Origin of the sequence: Kribbella sp. NBC_01245, from assembly GCF_036226525.1 — a bacterium.
Lineage (GTDB): Bacteria > Actinomycetota > Actinomycetes > Propionibacteriales > Kribbellaceae > Kribbella.
Genome location: NZ_CP108487.1, coordinates 1288883 through 1308985 on the forward strand (window position 1 = coordinate 1288883; position 20103 = coordinate 1308985).

A 20103-nucleotide genomic window follows, 5' to 3' on the forward strand; every position below is an offset into this window, starting at 1 on the left:
GGGATTCGCCTTGCCCAGCCGTGTTTTCTGGGTAAGGTCCTATAGGTCGAGCCCCACATGGTGAGGTGATGATCGTGGCTGGAGACGAGAGCCCTACTGCGGCAGAGCTGCGCAATCAGGTGCGCTATCTGGAGGCGGAGGTCGCAGCGTTGCGACGCCGTCTTTTGGAGCACCCGGCCGAGAGCCGGTCACTTGAGAGCAGGCTGGCCGAAACCCAGGCGTCCTACGCGAGCGTGACCGCTCAAAACGAGCGGTTGGCTGAAACGCTGCGCGAGGCCCGAGAGAAGATCATCGCCCTCAAGGAAGAGGTCGACCGGCTGGCGCAACCGCCATCCGGTTTCGGCACTTTCCTGGGTCGCAATGACGACGACACCTTGGACGTGTTCACCGGAGGACGCAAACTCCGGGTAGCGGCCAGCCCGTCGATCGATCTGGACACGCTGAAACTCGGTCAGGAACTGATGCTGAACGAGGCACTCAACGTGGTGCAGGTGTGCGACTTCGAGGTCGTCGGTGAAGTGGTGATGCTGAAGGAGCTGCTCGCCGACGGTGAGCGCGCCCTGGTGATCGCCCAGGCGGATGAGGAACGGGTGGTGCGGCTGGCCGCGCCATTGCTGGACCAGCCCATTCGCGCGGGTGATTCGCTACTGCTGGAGCCCCGCTCCGGCTACGTCTACGAACGGATCCCGAAGTCCGAGGTCGAGGAGCTGATCCTCGAAGAGGTCCCGGACATCGACTACACGCAGATCGGCGGCCTCTTCGGGCAGATCGAACAGATCCGCGACGCCGTCGAGATGCCGTATCTGCACAAAGAGCTGTTCCTGGAGCACGAGCTCAAGCCGCCGAAGGGTGTCCTGCTGTACGGCCCGCCGGGCTGTGGCAAGACGCTGATCGCCAAGGCGGTGGCCAACTCGCTGGCCAAGAAGGTGGCCGAGAAGACCGGTGTCGAGGGCAGGTCGTTCTTCCTCAACATCAAGGGTCCCGAGCTGCTGAACAAGTACGTCGGCGAGACCGAGCGGCACATCCGGCTGGTCTTCCAGCGGGCCCGTGAAAAGGCCTCCGAGGGTATGCCGGTGATCGTGTTCTTCGACGAGATGGACTCGCTGTTCCGTACCCGTGGTTCCGGCGTGTCCTCCGACGTGGAGAACACGATCGTGCCGCAGTTGCTGAGCGAGATCGACGGCGTCGAAGGCCTGGAGAACGTGATCGTGATCGGCGCGTCCAACCGCGAGGACATGATCGACCCGGCGATCCTGCGCCCGGGCCGGCTGGACGTGAAGATCAAGATCGAGCGGCCGGACGCCGAGTCCGCCCGCGACATCTTCTCCAAGTACCTGACCACCACGCTGCCGTTGCACGCCGACGACCTCGGCGAGTTCGGCGGCAACCGGTCCGACTGTGTCAACGGCATGATCCAGCGCACGGTCGAGCGGATGTACACCGAGACCGACGAGAACCGCTTCCTGGAGGTCACCTACGCCAACGGTGACAAGGAAGTCCTGTACTTCAAGGACTTCAACTCCGGCGCGATGATCCAGAACATCGTCGACCGGGCGAAGAAGATGGCGATCAAGGCCTTCCTCGACGACAAGCAGAAGGGTCTGCGGGTGCAGCACCTGCTGCAGGCGTGTGTCGACGAGTTCAAGGAGAACGAGGACCTGCCGAACACGACCAACCCGGACGACTGGGCCCGCATCTCCGGCAAGAAGGGCGAGCGGATCGTCTTCATCCGTACGCTCATCTCCGGCAAGCAGGGCACCGAGCCCGGCCGGTCGATCGACACCGCGACCAACACCGGTCAATACCTGTAGCACCCGGCGATCGCCGGACAGTACGCCGTGCAGGGGCGTACTGTCCGGCGATCCGCTTTCCGGGCCTGTTTGGCGACGGTAAGCGCGGGGTTGGTCGGGGTCATCCCTGATGCCCGGTGCACCGTTGACGGCGTACCTTCCTCGCATGGCGACAGATGAGGCTCAGAAGGACCTGCGAGCCGCGATGGCAGCCCGGCAGGAGCTCGGTGCGGACTACGAGCCCGAGATCATCGACGCCTTCCTGGAGAAGGTCGACGCCCGGATCGCCGAGCGCGTCGCCGCCGTACCGGTCCCACAGCCGCAGTTGCCGCCCAAGGACGACCCGGGCGGCCTCGCCCTGGCCATCGTCTCGGTGGTAGCGGGTATCCCGATCACCGCGATCGCCGCCAACCAGGAGGGCACGATCGCCATCATCATCTGCTGGGGCGGCATCGTCGGCGTCAACCTCGCCCGCTCCATCAGCCGCTTCATGGGCCGCTGAGGCCCTAGCCGAGCTTGACCTCTAGACCGTTCGCGTCGTACGCGCGGAATTCGTCGTGGGCGTGCATGCGGTTCCGGTTGGCCGGCGTGCCCCAGACCGTGTAGGTGACCAGCGCGTAGCCGTTGGCGACGATCGGCGACTCGTACCAGTCCGAGGCGCCGTTGTCCCACGCACGCCGGGCCTGGAGCCGGGCGACCTTCGGCGGCACCCGGACGAAGCTGTCCGACCGCATCGTGGCGTATTCGGGGCGCTCCTTGTCCCACGCCTCCGCCAGCTTGTTCTTGCCGGCGCTCGCCTCCACCTTCTTCTTGGCGCCCACCATCAGCACCTCGCTCTCCTTGCGGCAGGAGGAGTCGGTCACGTAGTAGTACGCGTTGCCGACCGTGAAAAGCATGCCGACGGCCGGCTTGTTGAACCCGGCCATCGACGTGTACGAGTACATCCGGGCGTAGAGCACCTCGGCCTGCGCCCGCTTCTTGGTCGAGCCGTGCCAGTAGAGCAGGCACTTGTCCATGGCATTCGCGATGGCGGCCGCGTTGGCACGCCCCTTGTCGGTCGTGACCACGCGGCCGGCCTGCGCCTGTCCCGTCGTACTCGCCGGTGCGGGCTCGCCGTGCGTCCGCGCGCCGTGGACGGCCACGCCCACGCTCACGCCTGCGACCGCGGTGGCGGCCACCAGCGCGGGGGCCCAGCGTCGTGCGGCGGTCGGCTGGTGGACCGGCCGGGTCTGGTCGAGGATTCGGCGGCGCAGCCGGGCACGCGTGCCCGGCGGCAGCGGCGGAACGGGTGGCGGTTCGAGCTTGGTCATCAGGAGTTCTCCTCGAGCAGGGCGGCCTCCGAAACCAGCCCAGGCAGGCGGCGGCGGGCACGATGGATACGGGCTTTGACGGTTCCGTCCGGAACGCCGAGGGCGGCGGCCGTCTCGGCGATCGTCAGGCCGGCCCAGACCACCAGCTCGAGCGTGTGTCGCGCTCGTGGGCGGGCAGTTTGGCGAGGGCGCGCCGGACCTCGGACATCCGGCGCTCGTCGTCGAGCCGGCGAGCCACGTCGGCCGCTGGGTCAGGGGCGTCGGCGGGTGCCGATACGCGCTGGACCAGCGCTTTGAGGCGTTGCACGGCCCGGAAGTGGTTGCGGCATTCGTTCCCGGCGACGACGAGCAGCCAGCCGCGGGCCGACTCGCCGCGCAACGGGCCCGGATCGCGGCGCATCAGCCGCTGCCAGGTGCTGACGAAGGTGGTCTGCACGACGTCTTCGGCGATCGCCCACGACGCCGTACGCCGGAACGCGAAGGCGTGCACGTCGTCGGCGTACCGGTCGAAGAGTTCGCCGAGCGCCTGCTCGTCACCGGCGCGGATCCGGTTCCACAGCACGTCGTCGGGCGTTGGCGGATCGGTCGAGGTGCCGGGCTGGCTGGTGTCGGTCATCGAGGTCCTCACACAGGGGAGTGTCCGGACCCCCAGGTCAAGGTTGCACGAGCCGCGAGGTCACTCCGGCAAGACCGCTTTGGACCAGCTCTGGCCGCTCGGTGTCGAGCCCGAACAGGACCTCGTACCAAGGCCCGAGTCGGTGCCACGCGAGCGCCCGTCGCTTGACGTCTTGGTCCGGCTCGTACGACGCCGCGACCGCCTCGGCCACGATGGGTTCAGCGCCGTACAGGAGCCACGACAGGTCGAGCGCGGGATCCCCGATATGCGCGTCGGTCCAATCGATCACGCCGGTCACCGCGTCACCCGTGACGAGGATGTGGTCCGGCCCAAGGTCTCCGTGCACCAACTGCGCGTACGTCGCCTGAGCGATCTCCGCGAGTAGGTCCTCGCCACGCCGCCTGACGTCCTCCGGGAGCCTCGGGAGGACCTCTGCCGCCATACGAGCCTGTACGGCGCTCCGCTCGGCGTGAGCGGCCTCTGCGTCCTGTGCGCTGTGTTGGACGGCCTCGGCCGGGTCTACCGCGTGCAGGGCCCTGAGGAAGCTCCCGAGCGCCTTGCCGACAGGAGCGTCTTCGAGCGGCACACCCGGCAGCAGGCGGTGCCGGACACCAGTGGCCGTCAGCTCGGGCACAGGGACTGTTAGCGGGAGCTGCGGCGCAAGCCAGGGGAGTAGGGCCGCCTCAGCGAGTAGGCGCGGCACGACCTCGGGACGGCGTGGGTCGCGGTAGAGCCAGACGCCGTCGGTCCAGGCTTTGCTGTCCCAGCCGTTGTCCTGGATCGTCGCAAGTCCGTCGTCGGTCACCCGTCAGAGCATGGACCGGACGTAGTCGCCAAGCAACGCATTTGTGTCAGGCATGACCGGCCAGTCAGGGTCGTCCAGACGGGCTACGAGCTCCTTCGGGGACATCCAGGCGCCCCACTCGACTTCTTCCGGCTGGTGCCGTACAGGGCCATCCCAGACGCACTCGTAGAGGTACGCGTGGTACGCCGTGTTCTCGTCGGCGTAGTCGCCTTCCGGGAGCTTCACCAGGTCTACGCCGGTAATACCCAGCTCCTCGTCCAGCTCGCGCACCACCGCGTCGTACGGCTCCTCGCCGGCCGCGACGACACCTCCCGCGGCGAAGTCGTAGTGGTGCGGATAGACGTCCTTGGTCGGCGTACGACGGTGGACGTAGATCTGGCCATCGCTGTTACGAACGAGCACGCCGGTCGCGCAATGGCGAAGGTTTTCCCGCCGCATCACCGAGCGTGGTGCCGAACCCGTGACCACGCCGTTCTCGTCCACCAGAGCTACCAATTCGTCCATCTGGTCAGTGTTTCATCCACAGGCTGGGCGGAATCGCCAGCACGTGGGGGTCCTACCGCGTAGGCTCATTCGTATGAGTGTTCGGCGGATCATGGGGACCGAGACCGAGTTCGGCATCTCGGTGCCGGGGCAGCCCGGGGCCAACCCGATGCTGACCTCGAGCCAGGTGGTGAACGGCTATGCGCAGACGCAGCCGCTGGCCCGGAAGACGAGGTGGGACTTCGACGAGGAGCACCCGCTCCGGGACGCGCGCGGCTTCGACCTCAGCCGGGAGGTGGCCGACTCCAGCCAGCTCACCGATGAGGAGACGGGGCTGGCCAACGTCATCCTGACCAACGGCGCGCGGTTGTACGTCGACCACGCCCACCCGGAGTACTCGTCACCCGAGTGCACCAACCCGCGCGACGTGGTGGTGTGGGACAAGGCCGGCGAGCTCGTGATCATGGAGGGCGCTCGCCAGGCGCACCAACTGCCCGGGTCTCCGCGGATCAACCTGTACAAGAACAACACCGACAACAAGGGCGCGTCGTATGGCGCTCATGAGAACTACCTGATGCGCCGGTCGACGCCGTTCGCCTCGATCGTGCGGCACCTGACGCCGTTCTTCGTCAGCCGCCAGGTGGTCACCGGCGCCGGCCGCGTCGGCATCGGTCAGGACGGCAACAACCACGGTTTCCAGATCAGCCAGCGGGCCGACTACTTCGAGGTCGAGGTCGGGCTCGAGACCACGCTGAAGCGGCCGATCATCAACACCCGCGACGAGCCGCACGCGAATCCGGACCGGTATCGCCGCCTGCACGTCATCATCGGCGACGCGAACCTGTCCGAGATCTCGACCTACCTGAAGGTCGGCACCACCGCGCTGGTCCTCTCGATGATCGAGGAGGGCTGGCTGACCGCCGACCTCTCCGTCGACCGTCCGGTCACGGCGCTGCACGAGGTGAGCCACGACCCGAGCTGTACGCATCTGCTCACGCTCAAGGACGGCCGCAAACTGACTGCTGTCCAGCTCCAAATGGAGTATCTGGAGCAGGCCCGCAAGTACGTCGAGGACAGGTACGGCGACGACGCCGATCGTCAGACCCGCGACGTGCTGCAGCGCTGGGAGCGCGTGCTGGACCAGCTGTCGCTCGACCCGATGACGCTGTCCGACCAGCTCGACTGGGTCGCCAAGCTCAAGCTGCTCCAGTCGTACCGTGATCGCGACAACCTCGGCTGGGACGACTCCAAGCTGCACCTGGTCGACCTGCAGTATGCGGATCTCCGCCCGGACAAGGGCCTGTACTACCGCCTGGTCAAGAACGGGCGGATGCAGCGGCTGGTCTCCGACGAGGAGATCCGGATGGCCGTCACGCACCCGCCGACGGACACCAGGGCGTACTTCCGCGGTCGCTGCATGCAGAAGTACGCCGGCCAGGTGGCGGCCGCCTCGTGGGACTCCGTCATCTTCGATCTGCCCGGCCGGGAGTCGCTGCAACGCATCCCGACCCTCGACCCCCTGCGGGGTACGAAGGCGCATGTCGGGACCTTGCTGGACCAGTGCGACACCGCGAGTGACCTGGTTCGCACCATTACTGGGGGTGCCGCCGGGTAGGGTCGCTGTAGGAGGCCATTAGGAAGGCTTCCAGGTGTGGCCTAGGAGGTTGGCATGGCTAAGGACGGCGGGCAGCAACACAAGCAGACGAAGCGATCCGGCACGGAGGAAGAGGTCGCCGAGGTCACCGCGTCGGAGGAGGTCGCCGAGCGTAAAGAGCGGCTCGACGACGACGTGGATTCGATCCTCGACGAGATCGACGAGGTGCTGGAGGAGAACGCGGAGGAGTTCGTTCGCGGATTCGTCCAAAAGGGCGGGGAGTGAAGCACTAGATGACAACCGATGCCTTCGGCCGACTGCCGGAAGCCTTTCTGACCCCGGGCAACTCGTCGTTCGCGGACTTCCTGGCGGGGCATGCCCCCGACCTGTTGCCCGGGCGACGAGGCGTGCCCGCGGGTGATCTGTCCCAGCAGGTGCCGCACGGCACCACGATCGTCGCCGCCACCTTCGAGGGCGGCGTGGTGATGGCGGGCGACCGCCGCGCCACCATGGGCAACATCATCGCCCAGCGCGATATCGAGAAGGTGTTCCCCGCCGATGAGTACTCGGCCGTCGGCATCGCCGGTTCGGCCGGTCTCGCGGTGGAGATGGTGCGCCTGTTTCAGGTCGAGCTGGAGCACTACGAGAAGCTCGAGGGTGCCACCCTCAGCCTCGACGGCAAGGCGAACCGGCTCAGCGCGCTGATCCGGGGCAACCTGCCGATGGCGATGCAGGGCCTGACCGTCGTGCCACTGTTCGCCGGCTACGACCAGGACCTGAAGGGCGGCCGGATCTTCTCGTATGACCCGACCGGCGGTCGGTATGAGGAGCAGTCGTTCTACAGCGTCGGCTCGGGCTCGCTGTTCGCCCGCGGCTCGCTGAAGAAGCTGTACAAGGAGGGCCTGTCGGCCACCGACTGCGTGACGGCGACCATCCAGGCGCTGTACGACGCGGCGGACGACGACTCCGCGACCGGCGGCCCGGACCTGGCCCGGCGGATCTTCCCGGTGGTCGCCGTGGTCACCGGGGACGGTTACCGCCGGATGCCCGACGACGAGGTCGGTGGTCTCGTCGACACCATCGTCGGCGCGCGCCTGCAACGACCCGACGGCCCGGCCGCCTCCCTGACCTGATCCGGCCCTCGCGCCGCTTTGATTGATAGAGGACCTGAATGAGCGTTCCGTTCTACGTCTCACCCGAACAGCTGATGCGGGACCGGGCCGACTTCGCCCGCAAGGGCATCGCCAAGGGTCGCAGCGCGATCGCCCTGCAATATGCCGACGGCATCTTGTTCGTCGCGGAGAACCGTTCTCCCGCGCTGCACAAGGTGGCCGAGATCTACGACCGGATGGCCTTCGCGGCCGTCGGGCGCTACAACGAGTTCGAGAACCTGCGCATCGCCGGCGTGCGACTCGCCGACATGCGGGGCTACTCGTACGACCGGCGCGACGTCACCGGCCGTGCGTTGGCGAACGCGTATGCCCAGACCCTCGGCGCGATCTTCTCCTCGGGTGGGGAGAAGCCGCTGGAGGTCGAGATCCTGGTGGCCGAGGTCGGCGATACGGCCGCGGATGACCAGATCTACCGGCTGACCTACGACGGCTCGATCGCGGATGTGCGCGGTTATGCCGTCATGGGCGGTCCAGCCGAGCAGGTCGCGGACTACATCGGCGAGCACTACGCCGAGGGCATCTCCCTGGCCGGGGCGCTCCGGCTGGCGGTCGACGCCCTCGGTCACGACGGTACGGAGACCCGTCAGCTCACGCCGGACCAGATCGAGGTCGCCGTACTGGACCGGACCAGGAGCCAGGTGCGCAAGTTCAAGCGCATCTCGGACGAGACGCTGGCCCGGATCCTGGCCGAGTCCAAGCCCGACACGAGTTCGGCCGCCGAGACCTCCGACCACCACAAGCCGGAGGGCTACGAAAGCTCGTCTGACGTGTCCGGCTCTGGCGACACGGCTGGTGCGGCGGGTTCGGTGGACTCGGGTGAGGTCGAGGACGTGCCGATCGCGCCGCCGGTCGAGGACGACGACGCGCCGGTCGCGCCGCCGGTCGAGGACGACGACGCGCCGGTCGCGCCGCCGGAGGACCCGGACCGCCCTGCGTGAGCAACAACCCGATCGATCGGATTGACCCGATCGCCTGGGAACTGGTCGACGAGCGGCCGGCGTACGACGGGTTCCTCTCCGTCAAGGTGCGCCGGTACCGCCTGCCCGACGGCCGCGAGTGCGACTGGGACGTCTTCGGTCCCGAGGCCGGCACTGGTGCCGGGGTGACGGTATTGCCGCTCACCCCGGACGGCCGGATCGTCACGGTCCGCATGTTCCGCGCCGGCCCGGACCAGGTGGTGACCAACCTCCCCGGCGGCCTGATCGACCCCGGCGAAGAGCCCGCCGCGGCCGCCGTACGCGAACTCGAAGAGGAAACCGGCTACACCTGCGAGTCGGTCGAAATCGTCGGCTGGTGCCACGCCGCGTCCTCCTCGACCTTCCGCAAACACGTCGCCATCGCCCGCGGCTGCCGCCCCGACGGCAAACAATCCCTGGACGAATTCGAAGACTGCGTCCCGGTAGAACTAACCGTCGACCAGTTCCGCGCCCAACTCCGCACCCCCGGCGCCATGACCGGCACCGACGCCGCCTACCTAGCCCTAGACCACGCCAACCTCCTCTAGCCCCCTCGCGCCCCAGGACCTCGCGCGAGCGGCCGCGGGCGCACAGGCCTTTCCACAGATTGCGCGGATGGGGCGTAGGGGGTGGGGGCGGGGAGGTAGGTTTGGGGGTGGGCTGCGACTGGCGTTGGGGTGGAGTACCACCGGGGAGTGGTCCGGGCCGATTCGGCGATGTGCCGGGCGGTTCCTTGAGCCGCGCGCCTGGGCGACGACTGAGGTCGGTGAGCCCGGAGGCGTACGCGATGACCACTGCAAACCTGATGGACGGGACCGCCGTTGCGGCCCGGATGAACGAGACGACCGCCGACCGCGCGCGGGAGTTGCGCGAGGCAACTGGTGTTGAGGCTTGTCTCGCGACTGTGCTGGTCGGCGATGACCCGTCGTCGGCGACGTACGTGCGGATGAAGCAGAACCGGTGCCGCAAGGCCGGGATCGCCTCGCGCAGCCTGGTTTTGCCCGCGAGTACGACGACCGCCGAGCTGGTGGCGGCGATCCGGGAGCTCTCCGATGACCCGGCGGTGCACGGGATTCTGCTGCAGCACCCAGTGCCGGACCACATCGACGAGCGGGCCGCGTTCGAGGCGATCGACCCGGCGAAGGACGTTGACGGCGTGACCATGCACTCGTTTGCCGCGATGGCGTTCGGGCTGCCCGGGTTCCAGTCGTGTACGCCGGGCGGGATCATCCGCCTGCTCGACGAGTACGGCGTGGACCTGGCCGGGCGGCACGCCGTCGTACTCGGGCGAAGCCCCATCCTCGGTAAGCCCGTCGGCATGCTCCTGCTTGCGAAGAACGCCACTGTCACCTACTGCCATTCGCGCACGCAGGGTCTTGCCGAGCTCGTGGCCCAGGCCGACGTACTCGTTGCGGCCGTCGGAAAGCCCGAGTTCGTCAAGGGGGACTGGCTCAAACCGGGCGCGATCATCGTCGATGCGGGCTATCACGAAGGCGGGCGCGGGGACGTCGATCAGGCTGCCGCGGCCGAGGTGGCGAGCCTGCTGACACCGGTGCCAGGGGGAGTGGGCCCGATGACGATCGCGGTGCTGCTGGCCCAGACGGTCGACGCGGCGGTTGCGCAATCTGGACCTGGTGTCCGGGATGTGGCTGTGGACACTAGGGTTCGAGTAAGCAAGTAGGCACAGCGGGCGCGAAGGCATGGAGGCAGAGACAGTGGCGGTACGGGCGATCCGGGGCGCGACCCAACTCGACGTGGATGAGCGGGAGCATCTGCTCGAGCGGTCCGCGGAGTTGATCACCGCCGTGCTGGAGGCCAACCAGTTGAGTTCGGACGACCTGATCAGCGTGCTGTTCACGGTCACGCCCGATCTGCACGCGGAGTTCCCGGCGGTGGCGGGCCGCCAGGTCGGCCTGGTCGACGTACCGCTGATCTGTGCGCAGGAGATCGCCGTGCCGCACGCGCTGCCGCGAGTCGTCCGGATGATGGTGCACGCCGAGACACCGATCGCCCGGGAGAAGATCCAGCACGTTTACCTGCACGGCGCGGTCAGCCTCCGTCCCGACTTGACCGGCGCGCAATGAACAGACTGAAAGGTCCGGTCCGCGTCGTCGGCACCGGCCTGATCGGCGCCTCGATCGGACTGGCGCTCGGCAGGCTCGGTGTGGCCGTGCAACTGGTCGATACCGATGACGAGTCGGCCCTGATGGCCGAGCGGATCGGCGCCGGCACCAGGCAGGTCGACGGCGAGCCCCAAGAGCCGCAGGTGGTCGTCGTCGCCGTACCGCCGGACCACGTCGGTGCCGTCATCGCGGCACAACTCGCGGAGACGACCACGGCCATCGTCACCGACACCGGCAGCGTGAAGTCGAAGCCCCTCATCGACGCGGCCGCGTTGACCGACGACCTCAGCCGGTACGTCGGAAGTCACCCGATGGCCGGGTCCGAGCGTTCGGGGCCGTTGGCCGGCCGGGCGGACCTGTTCGACGGCGCGACCTGGGCGATCACCCCGCACGAGGGCAATCCGCCGGACGCCGTCGACCTGATCCGGGAGCTCGCCGAGACGTGTGGCGCCAAGACGGTCGAGCTGTCGGTGGACGACCACGATCTCGCCGTCGCCCGGGTCTCACACCTGCCGCACCTCATGTCGGCGCTTGCCGCGGGCACCCTCGTGGACGCGCCGGACTCACACCTCGAGCTCTCGGGCCAGGGCGTCCGCGACGTGACCCGGATCGCCGGGGGAGACCCGCGGCTGTGGACGCAGATCGTCGCGGCGAACGCGCCCGCGCTGACCACCCTGCTAGAGCGGATCCGCGGCGACCTCGACCGGATGCTGATCGCCCTCGGCAAAGACGACGGCTCCAGCGACATCACGAGTCTGCTGACGAACGGCGTGACCGGCGCGGTGCGCGTCCCGGGTAAGCACGGCGCGCCGCATACCGACGACGCGACCGTGCTGGTCAACATCCCCGACCGCCCGGGCCAATTGGCGAAACTCTTCGCTGACGCGGCCGCCTCTGGCGCGAACGTCGAGGATCTGCGCATCGATCACAGCCCAGGTCTGGCCATCGGCCAGGTCGAGCTCGCGGTCAAACCGGCCTCGGTCGATCAGCTGGTGAAGGTGCTGACCGAGCGCGGCTGGGTCGTCCACCGCTGACCCTTCCCTTTGCATTCATTCGTCGGAATCCGCCCGCTCAGCACCGCGGATCTGCAAAGGTCAGGCTGCGGGAGAGGGCGGATTCCGACGAATGAATGCAAAGGGAAGGTGGGCCGCTATGCAAGGAACGTCGGTGGGCAGCGGTAGCCTCTGCGGCATGATCATCGCGGTTGACGGCCCTAGCGGTTCCGGAAAGTCCAGCACGGCACGAGGTGTCGCGACTCGCCTGGGTCTGCGCTATTTAGACACCGGCGCCATGTACCGGGCGGTGACCTGGGCGGTGCTCGACGCGGCGATCGACCTGATCGATATCGACGCGGTCGCGACGACGGCCCGCGAGCTGGACATGGCCATCGCGACGGACCCGTCGGCACCGACGTTCAGCGCCGGCGGTACCGACGTCACCGCGCTGATCCGCGACCCCCGCATCAGCGAGAACGTCAGCAAGATCGCCACCAACCTCGGCGTCCGGGCCGAGCTGGTCCGTCGCCAGCAGGAGATCATCGCGGCCGCGCAGGCCGGCGGCGGCATCGTCGTCGAGGGGCGCGATATCGCGACCGTGGTGGCGCCCGAGGCCGAGTTGAAGGTGCTGCTGACAGCCGACCCGGAGGCCCGGATGGCCCGGCGCAAGGCCGAGCTGGCCGAGGGCGCGGTCACCTCTGACGAGCTGCGCGACCAGATCGTGCGCCGCGACGCGGATGACTCGACCGTCGCCCAGTTCCAGGTGGCGTCCGACGGCGCGGTGGAAATTGATTCGACCAACATGTCGTTGGACCAGGTTGTCGAAGCGATCTGCCAGCTGGCCAAGGAGGCGGCTGATGCCGTCCCTCAGGATCAGGAGTCATGACCAGCGGAGATCAACACCTGCAGCCGCCCCGCACAGATGACCTGAAACCCCTTCCGCATCGGCTGCACCTGGCGATGCGACAAGGTGTTCGGTTCTATCTCGGCCGCAAGTACGAGGTGGTCAGCCATGATGTGCACCACGTTCCGCGCACCGGCCCAGTGATCCTGGCGCCGAACCATCTCGGCATCCTGGATGGACCGCTGCTCGGCGCCTACTCGCCGCGGATGATCCACGCGGTGAGCAAGATCGAGGCGTTCACGGGTTTCCAGGGCTGGCTGCTGACCAAGGTCGGGCAGATCCCGATCGACCGATTCAGCGTGGACACCCGCGCCGTACGGCAGGCCATCCGCACTCTCCGTGACGGCCGAGTACTGAGCGTATATCCCGAGGGCGTCCGTGGCACCGGCGACTTCACCCAGGTCCGGACCGGAGTGGCGTACCTGGCCATGGTGACGGGGGCGCCGATCGTGCCGGTGGCGCTGCTCGGCACCCGGGCGCCAGGGCAGGATGTCGACTCCAAGCCGCCCAAGGGATCCCGCATCGACGTGGTATATGGCGAGCCGATCACGATAGACCCCGTATCCTTTCCCAGGAGGCAGTTCGACGTACGTGCGGTTGCCGACGAGATCGGCGCCGTCCTGAGGACACATGTCCAGAAGGCCGTCGTTGCCACCGGCAACCCGCTCCCGGGTCTGCCAGGACACAAAGGAACGTGATGACTGACCTGCCCACCGGGTACGACGAGGCCAACTTCGAAGCTGAGGCGACCGGCCCGTTGCCCGTGCTGGCGATCGTCGGCCGGCCCAACGTCGGCAAGTCGACGCTGGTGAACCGCATCATCGGCCGCCGCGAGGCGGTCGTCGAGGACACCCCGGGTGTCACCCGCGACCGCGTGTCGTACGACGCCAACTGGGGTGGCCGCCAGTTCACCGTGGTCGACACCGGCGGCTGGGACCCGGACGCCGTCGGCATGGCCGCGAAGGTGGCCGCCCAGGCCGAGGTCGCGATCATGGCCGCGGACGCGGTGCTGTTCGTGGTGGACGCCACCGTCGGTATCACCGACTCGGACGAGGCCGTCGTGCGAGTGCTGCGCAAGTCCGGTAAGCCGGTCGTGCTCGCGGCGAACAAGGTCGACGACCAGCGCACCGAGGCCGAGGCGATGAACCTCTGGAGCCTGGGCATCGGCGAGCCGTGGCCCGTCTCCGCGATGCACGGCCGCGGTTCGGGCGACCTGCTCGACGCCGTCCTGGCCGCCTTGCCGGACGCACCGGCCGAGACCGACCCGCAGCTCGGCGGTCCGCGCCGCGTCGCCATCGTCGGTAAGCCGAACGTCGGCAAGTCCTCCCTGCTGAACAAGGTCGCCAAGGAAGACCGCGTCGTCGTGCACGACCTCGCCGGTACGACGGTCGACCCGGTGGACGAGTTGATCACCCTGGGCGGCCAGGTCTGGCGCTTCATCGACACCGCGGGCATTCGCCGCCGCGTCCGTACGGCGTCCGGTCACGAGTACTACGCCAGCCTCCGCACGCATGGCGCGATCGAGCGGGCTGAGGTCGTCGTCGTGGTGGTGGACGCGTCCGAGCCGATGACCGAGCAGGACCTGCGCATCATGACCGCGGTGGAGGAGGCCGGTAAGGCGCTCGTCATCGCGTTCAACAAGTGGGACCTGGTCGACGAGGACCGGCGCTACTACCTGGAGCGCGAGATCGACCGCGACCTGATCCAGTTCCGCTGGGCGCCGCGCGTCAACATCAGCGCGTTCACCGGCCGGCACATGGAGAAGCTCGTGCCTGCCATCGAGGCGGCGCTGGAAGGCTGGCAGACCCGCATCCCGACCGGCCAGCTGAACGCGTTCCTCGGCCGGCTCGTCGCGGCTCACCCGCACCCCGTGCGCAGTGGCAAACAGCCCAAGCTGCTGTTCGGGACGCAGGCCTCCACGATGCCTCCGACCTTCGTCATCTTCACGTCCGGCCAGATCGAACCGTCGTACCAGCGGTTCATCGAGCGGCGCCTGCGCGAGGACTTCGGTTTCGTCGGAAGTCCCGTGCATGTCCAGGTGCGCCCCCGTAAAAAGAAGGTCCGCTGATGCGGTATGGTTTACCCGCTCGCTCCTCGGAGTGAGTGCTCGGGCTGTGGCCTAGTTTGGTAGGGCGCTTCGCTGGGGGTGAAGAGATCGCAGGTTCAAATCCTGTCAGCCCGACAGAGTAAATGAGGGGCACCGGACATCCGGTGCCCCTCATTTCTTGTTATACACAAGGCTTTCTAGCGGAAGTCCTCGACGTGATCGCGGGCCCACTCCGCAAACGTGCGGCCCGGTTTGCCGGTCGCGTCGCGCACACCAGGCCAGGGTTTGAGCAGTGCCGAGTAGTCCGGCTCCTCGCCCGATCCGCTCGCGGACGACCCGCCATAATCGACAAAGCCGAGCAGAAAGTCCGCGTTCGCAGCCGCGAAACCACCTTGCTCCTTGAGCAATTCGCGGGCCTCTTCGCGGCTGACCTCCTCGTAGCGAACCTCTTCGCCAAGCGCCGCGCCGATGGCCTCGACCTGCTCGCGATACGTGATCTGCGCAGGGCCGCTCAACGTGTACGCGCGACCCGCGTGCCCGTCCTCCAGCAACGCGGCGACCGCGACCTCCGCGACGTCGGCTTCATGCACAGGTACGCCGATCTGCGTCGCGAAGGGATGCCGAACCACGCGCTCGGCGCGGATCGACGGCGCCCACACCGGCTGCATGTTGGTCATGAACTCGCCGGGCCGTACGTGAGTCCACTCAAGGCCCGACGCTTCTACAGCCTGCTCAACTCGCGGGTGGTGGTAGGTGTCGAGTCCAACGGTCACAGCGGCCGCAGACAGCACCACGATTCGCCGTACGCCGGCCGTCTTAGCGAGAGCCACAACTTCCGTAGCCGTCTCTGGAACCGGGAAGAGGTAGAGGCGCTCAACGCCTTCCAGTGCGGGCGCCACGGTCTCAGGATCGGTCAGATCGCCCTGATAGACCTCAACGCCCGCTGGGAACTCCGCCTTCGCTGGATCGCGTGTGAGAGCCCGTACGGCGACGCCGGCGCCGATCAGCCGCGTGATCACCTCGCGACCGACCAGCCCGGTCGCACCTGTCACTAGAACCTTGGTCGTCATGACGTGGACGCTACGGGCAGTAGCGGCCAGGTTCCGGCCGCTACTAGGCGAGGTTGAAGGAGTCGGCGAGGGTTTCGGCTTCGGCTAGCAGGAGGGCTGAGGGGGTGAAGCCCATGCCGTTGAACTGGCCTTCGACCTCGAGGCTGATGACGCCGTGGAAGCGGGTCCAGGCCTGGATGGCGCCGGCCAGCGCCGTACCGCAGACCGCGAGGGTGGGCTTGCCGTCGAGGTAGCCCGTCACCCAGCCGCGGACCTGCTCGTCGTCGCGGACCCAGGCCGTCAGCTCCTTCACCACCGGGCGAATCGCGGCCGTGGGCTCGCCTGCCGCGAAGGCCGGAAGGAAGGGCCCGAGCGCTGCGCGTGCCCGTGCCACCGTGTCCGGCGGTGCCTCGTACCCGGGCAGGGGAGCGCCCGCGATCAGCAGGTACCGATGCGGCACGGCTTGAGCCCAATCCCGGAAGGCCGTCGCCAACGTGACCAGGCGCGCCCGGGGAGCGACGCTCGCCGCGGGTGTGGCCTGCTCGATCGCGGTGGCGAGTTCGTCGTACGAGTCGCGGATGAGGGCGTGCAGGAGGTCGTCGCGGCCCGCGAAGTACCGGTAGAGCGCCGGGCCGGACAGGCCGAGCTCCTTGGCGATCCGGGTCAGCGCGATCGACGAGACGCCACCCTCGGCCAACTGCCGAAGCGCCAGCTCCTTGATCTCGTCCCTGGTCTGCTCGCGATACCGCGCGCGCGGACTGCGCACTGCCTCTGCCATCGAGTCCTCTCCCACCAAACCTGCAACACGTTGCTACGCAGGCTAGCAAATGTTAGAGGACCTAACCAATACCCTGGAGGGCACCGTGCGTTGCCGTTTAGAGGTCGTCGGTGGACCAGGTGTCGCAGGTGGTCATGTCGCCCGTCTCCATGCCGTTGCGGAACCACTTCTGGCGTTGCTCCGCCGTACCGTGGCTGAAGTTCTCCGGGTCGACGCGGCCCTGGGTCTTCTGCTGGATCCGGTCATCGCCGACGGTCGCGGCGGCGTCGAGCCCGTTGGCGATGTCGTCGTCGGTCAGATCCTGGATGAGTGTCTTACCGTCCTTGCCGGTGACTTTCGTAGCGTGGTTGGTCCAGACGCCGGCGAGGCAGTCGGCCTGCAGCTCGGACCGGACCGAGTCCGAGCGGGGACCCGTGCGGGACTTGATCTGGCCGAGGATGCCGTACAGGTTCTGGATGTGGTGCCCGTACTCGTGGGCGACCACGTAGGCCTCGGCGAAGTCACCACCCTTGGCGCCGAGCTGGGTCTGCAGCACCTTGAAGAACGAGATGTCGAGATAGACCTTCATGTCCGACGGGCAGTAGAACGGCCCGACGTCGCTGGAGGCTGCACCGCAACCGGTGTTCACGCCGCCGTCGAAGATCTCCATCCGGGCGCGGGTGTACTTCTTGCCGCGCCGGGGGAGCTCGCCGGCCCAGAAGTTCTCGATGGAGTTCTGGTAGATCACGAACCGGCAGTCCCGGTTCTGCTGCAGATCGGCGCCACGCTTGCAGGCGCCGAGGTTGCCCGCGGCCGTGTTCGGCGCGGACGGCTCGCCGCTGTCCTCACCGCCCGGCAGGCCGCCGTTCAGCAGCAGGATGATGACCAGCACGATGATGCCGCCGATGCCTCCGCCCATCGGCAGGGCCACCCGGCCACCCGGAAAACCACGGCCGCCACCGCTGCCGCGCACGTCGTCAACGCCGCTCGTATCCAAGTCGGCGTCTGGATTGAATTTCACACTACGTACACTAGTGCGGGCCCATGATCACTGTTACCAATCTTGAGGTCCGTGTCGGGGCCAGACAGCTACTTTCTCCCGCGTCTTTTCGTGTCGGACCGGGTGACAAAGTCGGTCTGGTCGGCCGTAACGGAGCAGGCAAGACAACCCTGACCAAGATCCTCGCCGGCGAAGCTCTGCCGGCCTCCGGATCCGTTTCGTCGTCCGGTTCGATCGGGTACCTGCCACAGGACCCGCGCACCGGCGACCTGGAGATCCTTGCCCGGGACCGGATTCTGTCCGCCCGCGGCCTGGACGACGTCGTTCGGCGCCTGAGGTCCGCCGAGAAATCGATGGCGAGCGCGGATGACCGCACTCGCGACAAGGCCATGCGCCGGTACGAACGGGCCGAGGCCGACCTGCACGCGGCCGGCGGATACGCGGCGGAGTCCGAGGCGGCTCGCATCTCGGCCAACCTCGGTCTGCCCGACCGGGTTCTCGGTCAGCCGCTCGGCACCCTGTCGGGTGGTCAGCGCCGCCGGGTGGAGCTGGCGCGGATCCTCTTCGCCCAGGCGGAGACGCTGCTGCTGGACGAGCCCACCAACCACCTGGACGCGGACTCGATCGTCTGGCTCCGGGACTTCCTGAAGCAGTATCCCGGTGGCGTCATCATGATCAGCCACGACGTGAACCTGCTCGAGGAGACCGTCACCCGGGTCTTCCATCTGGACGCCAACCGCGCCGAGATCGACGTCTACAACGTCGGCTGGAAGGTGTACCTGACCCAGCGCGAGACCGACGAGCGGCGCCGCAAGCGCGAGCGCGGTAACGCGGAGAAGAAGGCCGATCAGCTGATCAGCCAGGCCAACAAGATGCGCGCCAAGGCGAGCAAGGCCAGCGCCGCCCAGCAGATGCTGAAGCGCGCCGAAAAGCTGATGTCCGAGCTCGAGGACGAGCGCGTGTCCGATCGCGTCGCGAAGATCTCGTTCCCGACGCCCGCGCCTTGTGGCAAGACGCCTTTGATGGCCAAGGAGCTCTCGAAGTCGTACGGATCGCTGGAGATCTTCACGGACGTCGACCTGGCCATCGACCGCGGCAGCCGGGTCGTCGTACTGGGCCTCAACGGTGCCGGCAAGACCACCCTGCTGCGGGTGCTCTCCGGGATCGAGAAGTCGGACACCGGCGAGGTGCTCGACGGTCACGGGCTCAAACTCGGGTACTACGCCCAGGAGCACGAGACCCTGGACGTCAACCGGACCGTGCTGGAGAACATGAAGTCGGCCGCGCCCGACCTCAACGAGACCCAGGCACGCAGTGTGCTCGGCTCGTTCCTCTTCAGCGGGGACGACGCGGACAAACCGGCCAAGGTGCTCTCCGGTGGCGAGAAGACCCGGCTGGCCCTGGCCACGCTGGTCGTCTCGGCGGCGAACGTGCTGCTGCTGGACGAGCCGACCAACAACCTGGACCCCGCCTCCCGCACCGAGGTCCTGAACGCGATCCGCTCGTACACGGGCGCGATCGTGCTGGTCACCCACGACGAGGGTGCCGTCGAGGCGCTCGAGCCGGAGCGCGTACTGCTGCTGCCGGACGGCGTCGAGGATCTCTGGTCGCCCGACTACGCCGACCTGGTCTCACTGGCCTGACGAGTAACACCGCCCAGACCTCTGGGCGGTGTTACTCGTTGGTATATCGTTCGCCGCATGACGGATGGTGGCGTGCGATTCTCGGTGGACGGGCCTGTTGCCCGCGTGGTGCTCGACCGGCCGGAGGTGCGCAACGCGCAGACGCCGGCCACCTGGCGGGCGCTGGCGAAGTTCGGCGCGGAGCTGCCGTCCGACGTCCGGGTGGTGATCGTGTCGGGGAAGGGCCAGTCGTTCTCGGCCGGCCTCGATCGGCGCCTGATCATGGGCGAGCCGATCGACGGCGAACCGCCTCTGCTCACGCTTGGCGCGAAGGCTCCCGAGGAGATCCACGCCGAGATCGCGGCCTTCCAGGGCGGATTCTCCTGGCTGCGCGATCCGTCGTTCGTCAGCATCGCGGCGGTCCAGGGGCACGCGGTTGGTGCCGGCTTCCAGCTCGCGCTCGCGTGTGACCTTCGGGTCGTCACGCCGGACGCCAAGTTCAGCATGCGCGAGCCCGCCCTCGGTTTGGTGCCGGATCTCGGTGGTACGCATCCCCTCGTCGAGCTGATCGGGTACTCCCGCGCCCTGGAGATCTGCGCGACCACTCGCTGGGTCGAGGCGGAAGAGGCCCTGCAATGGGGTCTGGCCAACATCGTCGTACCGGCCTCGGAACTCGAGTCGGCCGTTGCCGACCTGAGCGCGGCCCTACTGGCGCCGCTAGTTGGCGCGGTGCGTGAGACCAAGGCGCTGCTCATCGAGGCGCAGAGCCGGTCGTACGACGAGCAGCTCAAGGCCGAGCGCGAGGCCCAGGCCCGTCGTTTGGTCGAGCTGATGGGAAGTTTCGGCTGAAAAACGGTGTTGACTAGGTCCTGAGAGGTGG

Annotated in this window: 23 protein-coding genes and 1 tRNA gene; 16 read left to right on the forward strand and 8 right to left on the reverse strand. The window is 67.8% G+C overall.

What is annotated here, in order from left to right; genetic code table 11:
• Positions 1-68: 68 nt before the first annotated feature.
• Complete coding sequence (gene arc, locus OG394_RS05475; protein WP_328993797.1) at positions 69-1811, forward strand: proteasome ATPase; 1743 nt, start codon at positions 69-71, stop codon at positions 1809-1811.
• A 145-nt stretch (positions 1812-1956) separates the two neighbouring features.
• Positions 1957-2292, forward strand: coding sequence for a hypothetical protein (locus tag OG394_RS05480; protein WP_328993798.1), 336 nt, complete (start codon positions 1957-1959; stop codon positions 2290-2292).
• Between the two features lie 4 nt (positions 2293-2296).
• On the opposite strand, the gene OG394_RS05485 is transcribed toward OG394_RS05480, so the two are convergent.
• The 5 genes from OG394_RS05485 to OG394_RS05505 are packed head-to-tail and all read right to left on the reverse strand — an operon-like array spanning position 2297 to position 5025.
• Positions 2297-3100 (reverse strand): hypothetical protein, encoded by an 804-nt coding sequence (locus OG394_RS05485; protein ID WP_328993799.1) that lies wholly within the window; start codon positions 3098-3100, stop codon positions 2297-2299.
• Entirely contained in the window at positions 3100-3243 is a 144-nt protein-coding gene (locus OG394_RS05490) for an RNA polymerase sigma factor (RefSeq protein WP_328993800.1), read from the reverse strand. The genes OG394_RS05485 and OG394_RS05490 overlap by 1 nt, the downstream gene beginning before the upstream one ends.
• The gene (locus OG394_RS05495) at positions 3225-3716 is read right to left on the reverse strand and encodes an RNA polymerase sigma factor (protein WP_328993801.1); all 492 of its coding nucleotides are present in this window, start codon (positions 3714-3716) and stop codon (positions 3225-3227) included. The genes OG394_RS05490 and OG394_RS05495 overlap by 19 nt, the downstream gene beginning before the upstream one ends.
• Before the next feature lie 37 nt (positions 3717-3753).
• Positions 3754-4521, reverse strand: a complete 768-nt coding sequence (locus OG394_RS05500; RefSeq protein WP_328993802.1) for a phosphotransferase — start codon at positions 4519-4521, stop codon at positions 3754-3756.
• 3 nt (positions 4522-4524) lie between these two features.
• On the reverse strand, positions 4525-5025 hold the full coding sequence (locus OG394_RS05505; protein ID WP_328993803.1) for an NUDIX hydrolase: 501 nt from the start codon (positions 5023-5025) through the stop codon (positions 4525-4527).
• Between the two features lie 73 nt (positions 5026-5098).
• Here OG394_RS05505 and dop point away from each other — a divergent pair, with 73 nt between their 5' ends.
• The 12 genes from dop to OG394_RS05565 all read left to right on the forward strand — a co-directional run bounded on the left by dop (position 5099) and on the right by OG394_RS05565 (position 14930).
• The gene (gene dop / locus OG394_RS05510) at positions 5099-6619 is read left to right on the forward strand and encodes a depupylase/deamidase Dop (protein WP_328993804.1); all 1521 of its coding nucleotides are present in this window, start codon (positions 5099-5101) and stop codon (positions 6617-6619) included.
• A 54-nt stretch (positions 6620-6673) separates the two neighbouring features.
• Positions 6674-6883: a ubiquitin-like protein Pup gene (locus tag OG394_RS05515; protein ID WP_328993805.1), complete on the forward strand. Its 210-nt coding sequence runs from the start codon at positions 6674-6676 to the stop codon at positions 6881-6883.
• An 8-nt stretch (positions 6884-6891) separates the two neighbouring features.
• Complete coding sequence (gene prcB, locus OG394_RS05520) at positions 6892-7731, forward strand: proteasome subunit beta (protein WP_328993806.1); 840 nt, start codon at positions 6892-6894, stop codon at positions 7729-7731.
• 38 nt (positions 7732-7769) lie between these two features.
• Entirely contained in the window at positions 7770-8708 is a 939-nt protein-coding gene (gene prcA / locus OG394_RS05525; protein WP_328993808.1) for a proteasome subunit alpha, read from the forward strand.
• Positions 8705-9274 (forward strand): NUDIX hydrolase, encoded by a 570-nt coding sequence (locus OG394_RS05530; RefSeq protein ID WP_328993809.1) that lies wholly within the window; start codon positions 8705-8707, stop codon positions 9272-9274. Before prcA ends, OG394_RS05530 begins: the two co-directional genes overlap by 4 nt.
• Before the next feature lie 239 nt (positions 9275-9513).
• Complete coding sequence (locus tag OG394_RS05535) at positions 9514-10407, forward strand: bifunctional 5,10-methylenetetrahydrofolate dehydrogenase/5,10-methenyltetrahydrofolate cyclohydrolase (RefSeq protein ID WP_328993810.1); 894 nt, start codon at positions 9514-9516, stop codon at positions 10405-10407.
• A gap of 19 nt (positions 10408-10426) precedes the next feature.
• Positions 10427-10810 carry a chorismate mutase gene (gene aroH / locus OG394_RS05540; protein ID WP_328993811.1) on the forward strand — a complete coding sequence of 128 codons (384 nt, stop codon included), beginning with the start codon at positions 10427-10429 and terminating at the stop codon, positions 10808-10810.
• Positions 10807-11883, forward strand: coding sequence for a prephenate dehydrogenase (locus tag OG394_RS05545; protein WP_328993812.1), 1077 nt, complete (start codon positions 10807-10809; stop codon positions 11881-11883). Before aroH ends, OG394_RS05545 begins: the two co-directional genes overlap by 4 nt.
• 157 nt (positions 11884-12040) lie before the next feature.
• Positions 12041-12730, forward strand: coding sequence for a (d)CMP kinase (gene cmk / locus OG394_RS05550; RefSeq protein WP_328993814.1), 690 nt, complete (start codon positions 12041-12043; stop codon positions 12728-12730).
• Positions 12727-13446, forward strand: a complete 720-nt coding sequence (locus tag OG394_RS05555; RefSeq protein WP_328993815.1) for a lysophospholipid acyltransferase family protein — start codon at positions 12727-12729, stop codon at positions 13444-13446. The genes cmk and OG394_RS05555 overlap by 4 nt, the downstream gene beginning before the upstream one ends.
• A complete protein-coding gene (der, locus tag OG394_RS05560) occupies positions 13446-14816 on the forward strand; it encodes a ribosome biogenesis GTPase Der (protein ID WP_328993816.1) in 1371 nt (456 codons plus the stop codon). Before OG394_RS05555 ends, der begins: the two co-directional genes overlap by 1 nt.
• 40 nt (positions 14817-14856) lie before the next feature.
• A tRNA-Pro gene (locus OG394_RS05565) sits at positions 14857-14930 on the forward strand.
• 62 nt (positions 14931-14992) lie between these two features.
• On the opposite strand, the gene OG394_RS05570 is transcribed toward OG394_RS05565, so the two are convergent.
• The 3 genes from OG394_RS05570 to ypfJ all read right to left on the reverse strand — a co-directional run bounded on the left by OG394_RS05570 (position 14993) and on the right by ypfJ (position 17622).
• Positions 14993-15865, reverse strand: coding sequence for an SDR family oxidoreductase (locus OG394_RS05570; protein ID WP_328993817.1), 873 nt, complete (start codon positions 15863-15865; stop codon positions 14993-14995).
• A 43-nt stretch (positions 15866-15908) separates the two neighbouring features.
• Positions 15909-16622, reverse strand: a complete 714-nt coding sequence (locus tag OG394_RS05575) for a TetR/AcrR family transcriptional regulator (RefSeq protein ID WP_328993818.1) — start codon at positions 16620-16622, stop codon at positions 15909-15911.
• A gap of 97 nt (positions 16623-16719) precedes the next feature.
• Positions 16720-17622 carry a KPN_02809 family neutral zinc metallopeptidase gene (gene ypfJ, locus OG394_RS05580; RefSeq protein WP_328993819.1) on the reverse strand — a complete coding sequence of 301 codons (903 nt, stop codon included), beginning with the start codon at positions 17620-17622 and terminating at the stop codon, positions 16720-16722.
• A gap of 23 nt (positions 17623-17645) precedes the next feature.
• On the opposite strand from ypfJ, the gene abc-f reads away from it, so the two are divergent.
• Both abc-f and OG394_RS05590 read left to right on the forward strand, forming a co-directional pair.
• On the forward strand, positions 17646-19244 hold the full coding sequence (gene abc-f, locus OG394_RS05585; protein WP_328993820.1) for a ribosomal protection-like ABC-F family protein: 1599 nt from the start codon (positions 17646-17648) through the stop codon (positions 19242-19244).
• 57 nt (positions 19245-19301) lie between these two features.
• Positions 19302-20072 (forward strand): enoyl-CoA hydratase/isomerase family protein, encoded by a 771-nt coding sequence (locus tag OG394_RS05590; protein ID WP_328993821.1) that lies wholly within the window; start codon positions 19302-19304, stop codon positions 20070-20072.
• The last annotated feature ends 31 nt before the right edge of the window (positions 20073-20103 follow it).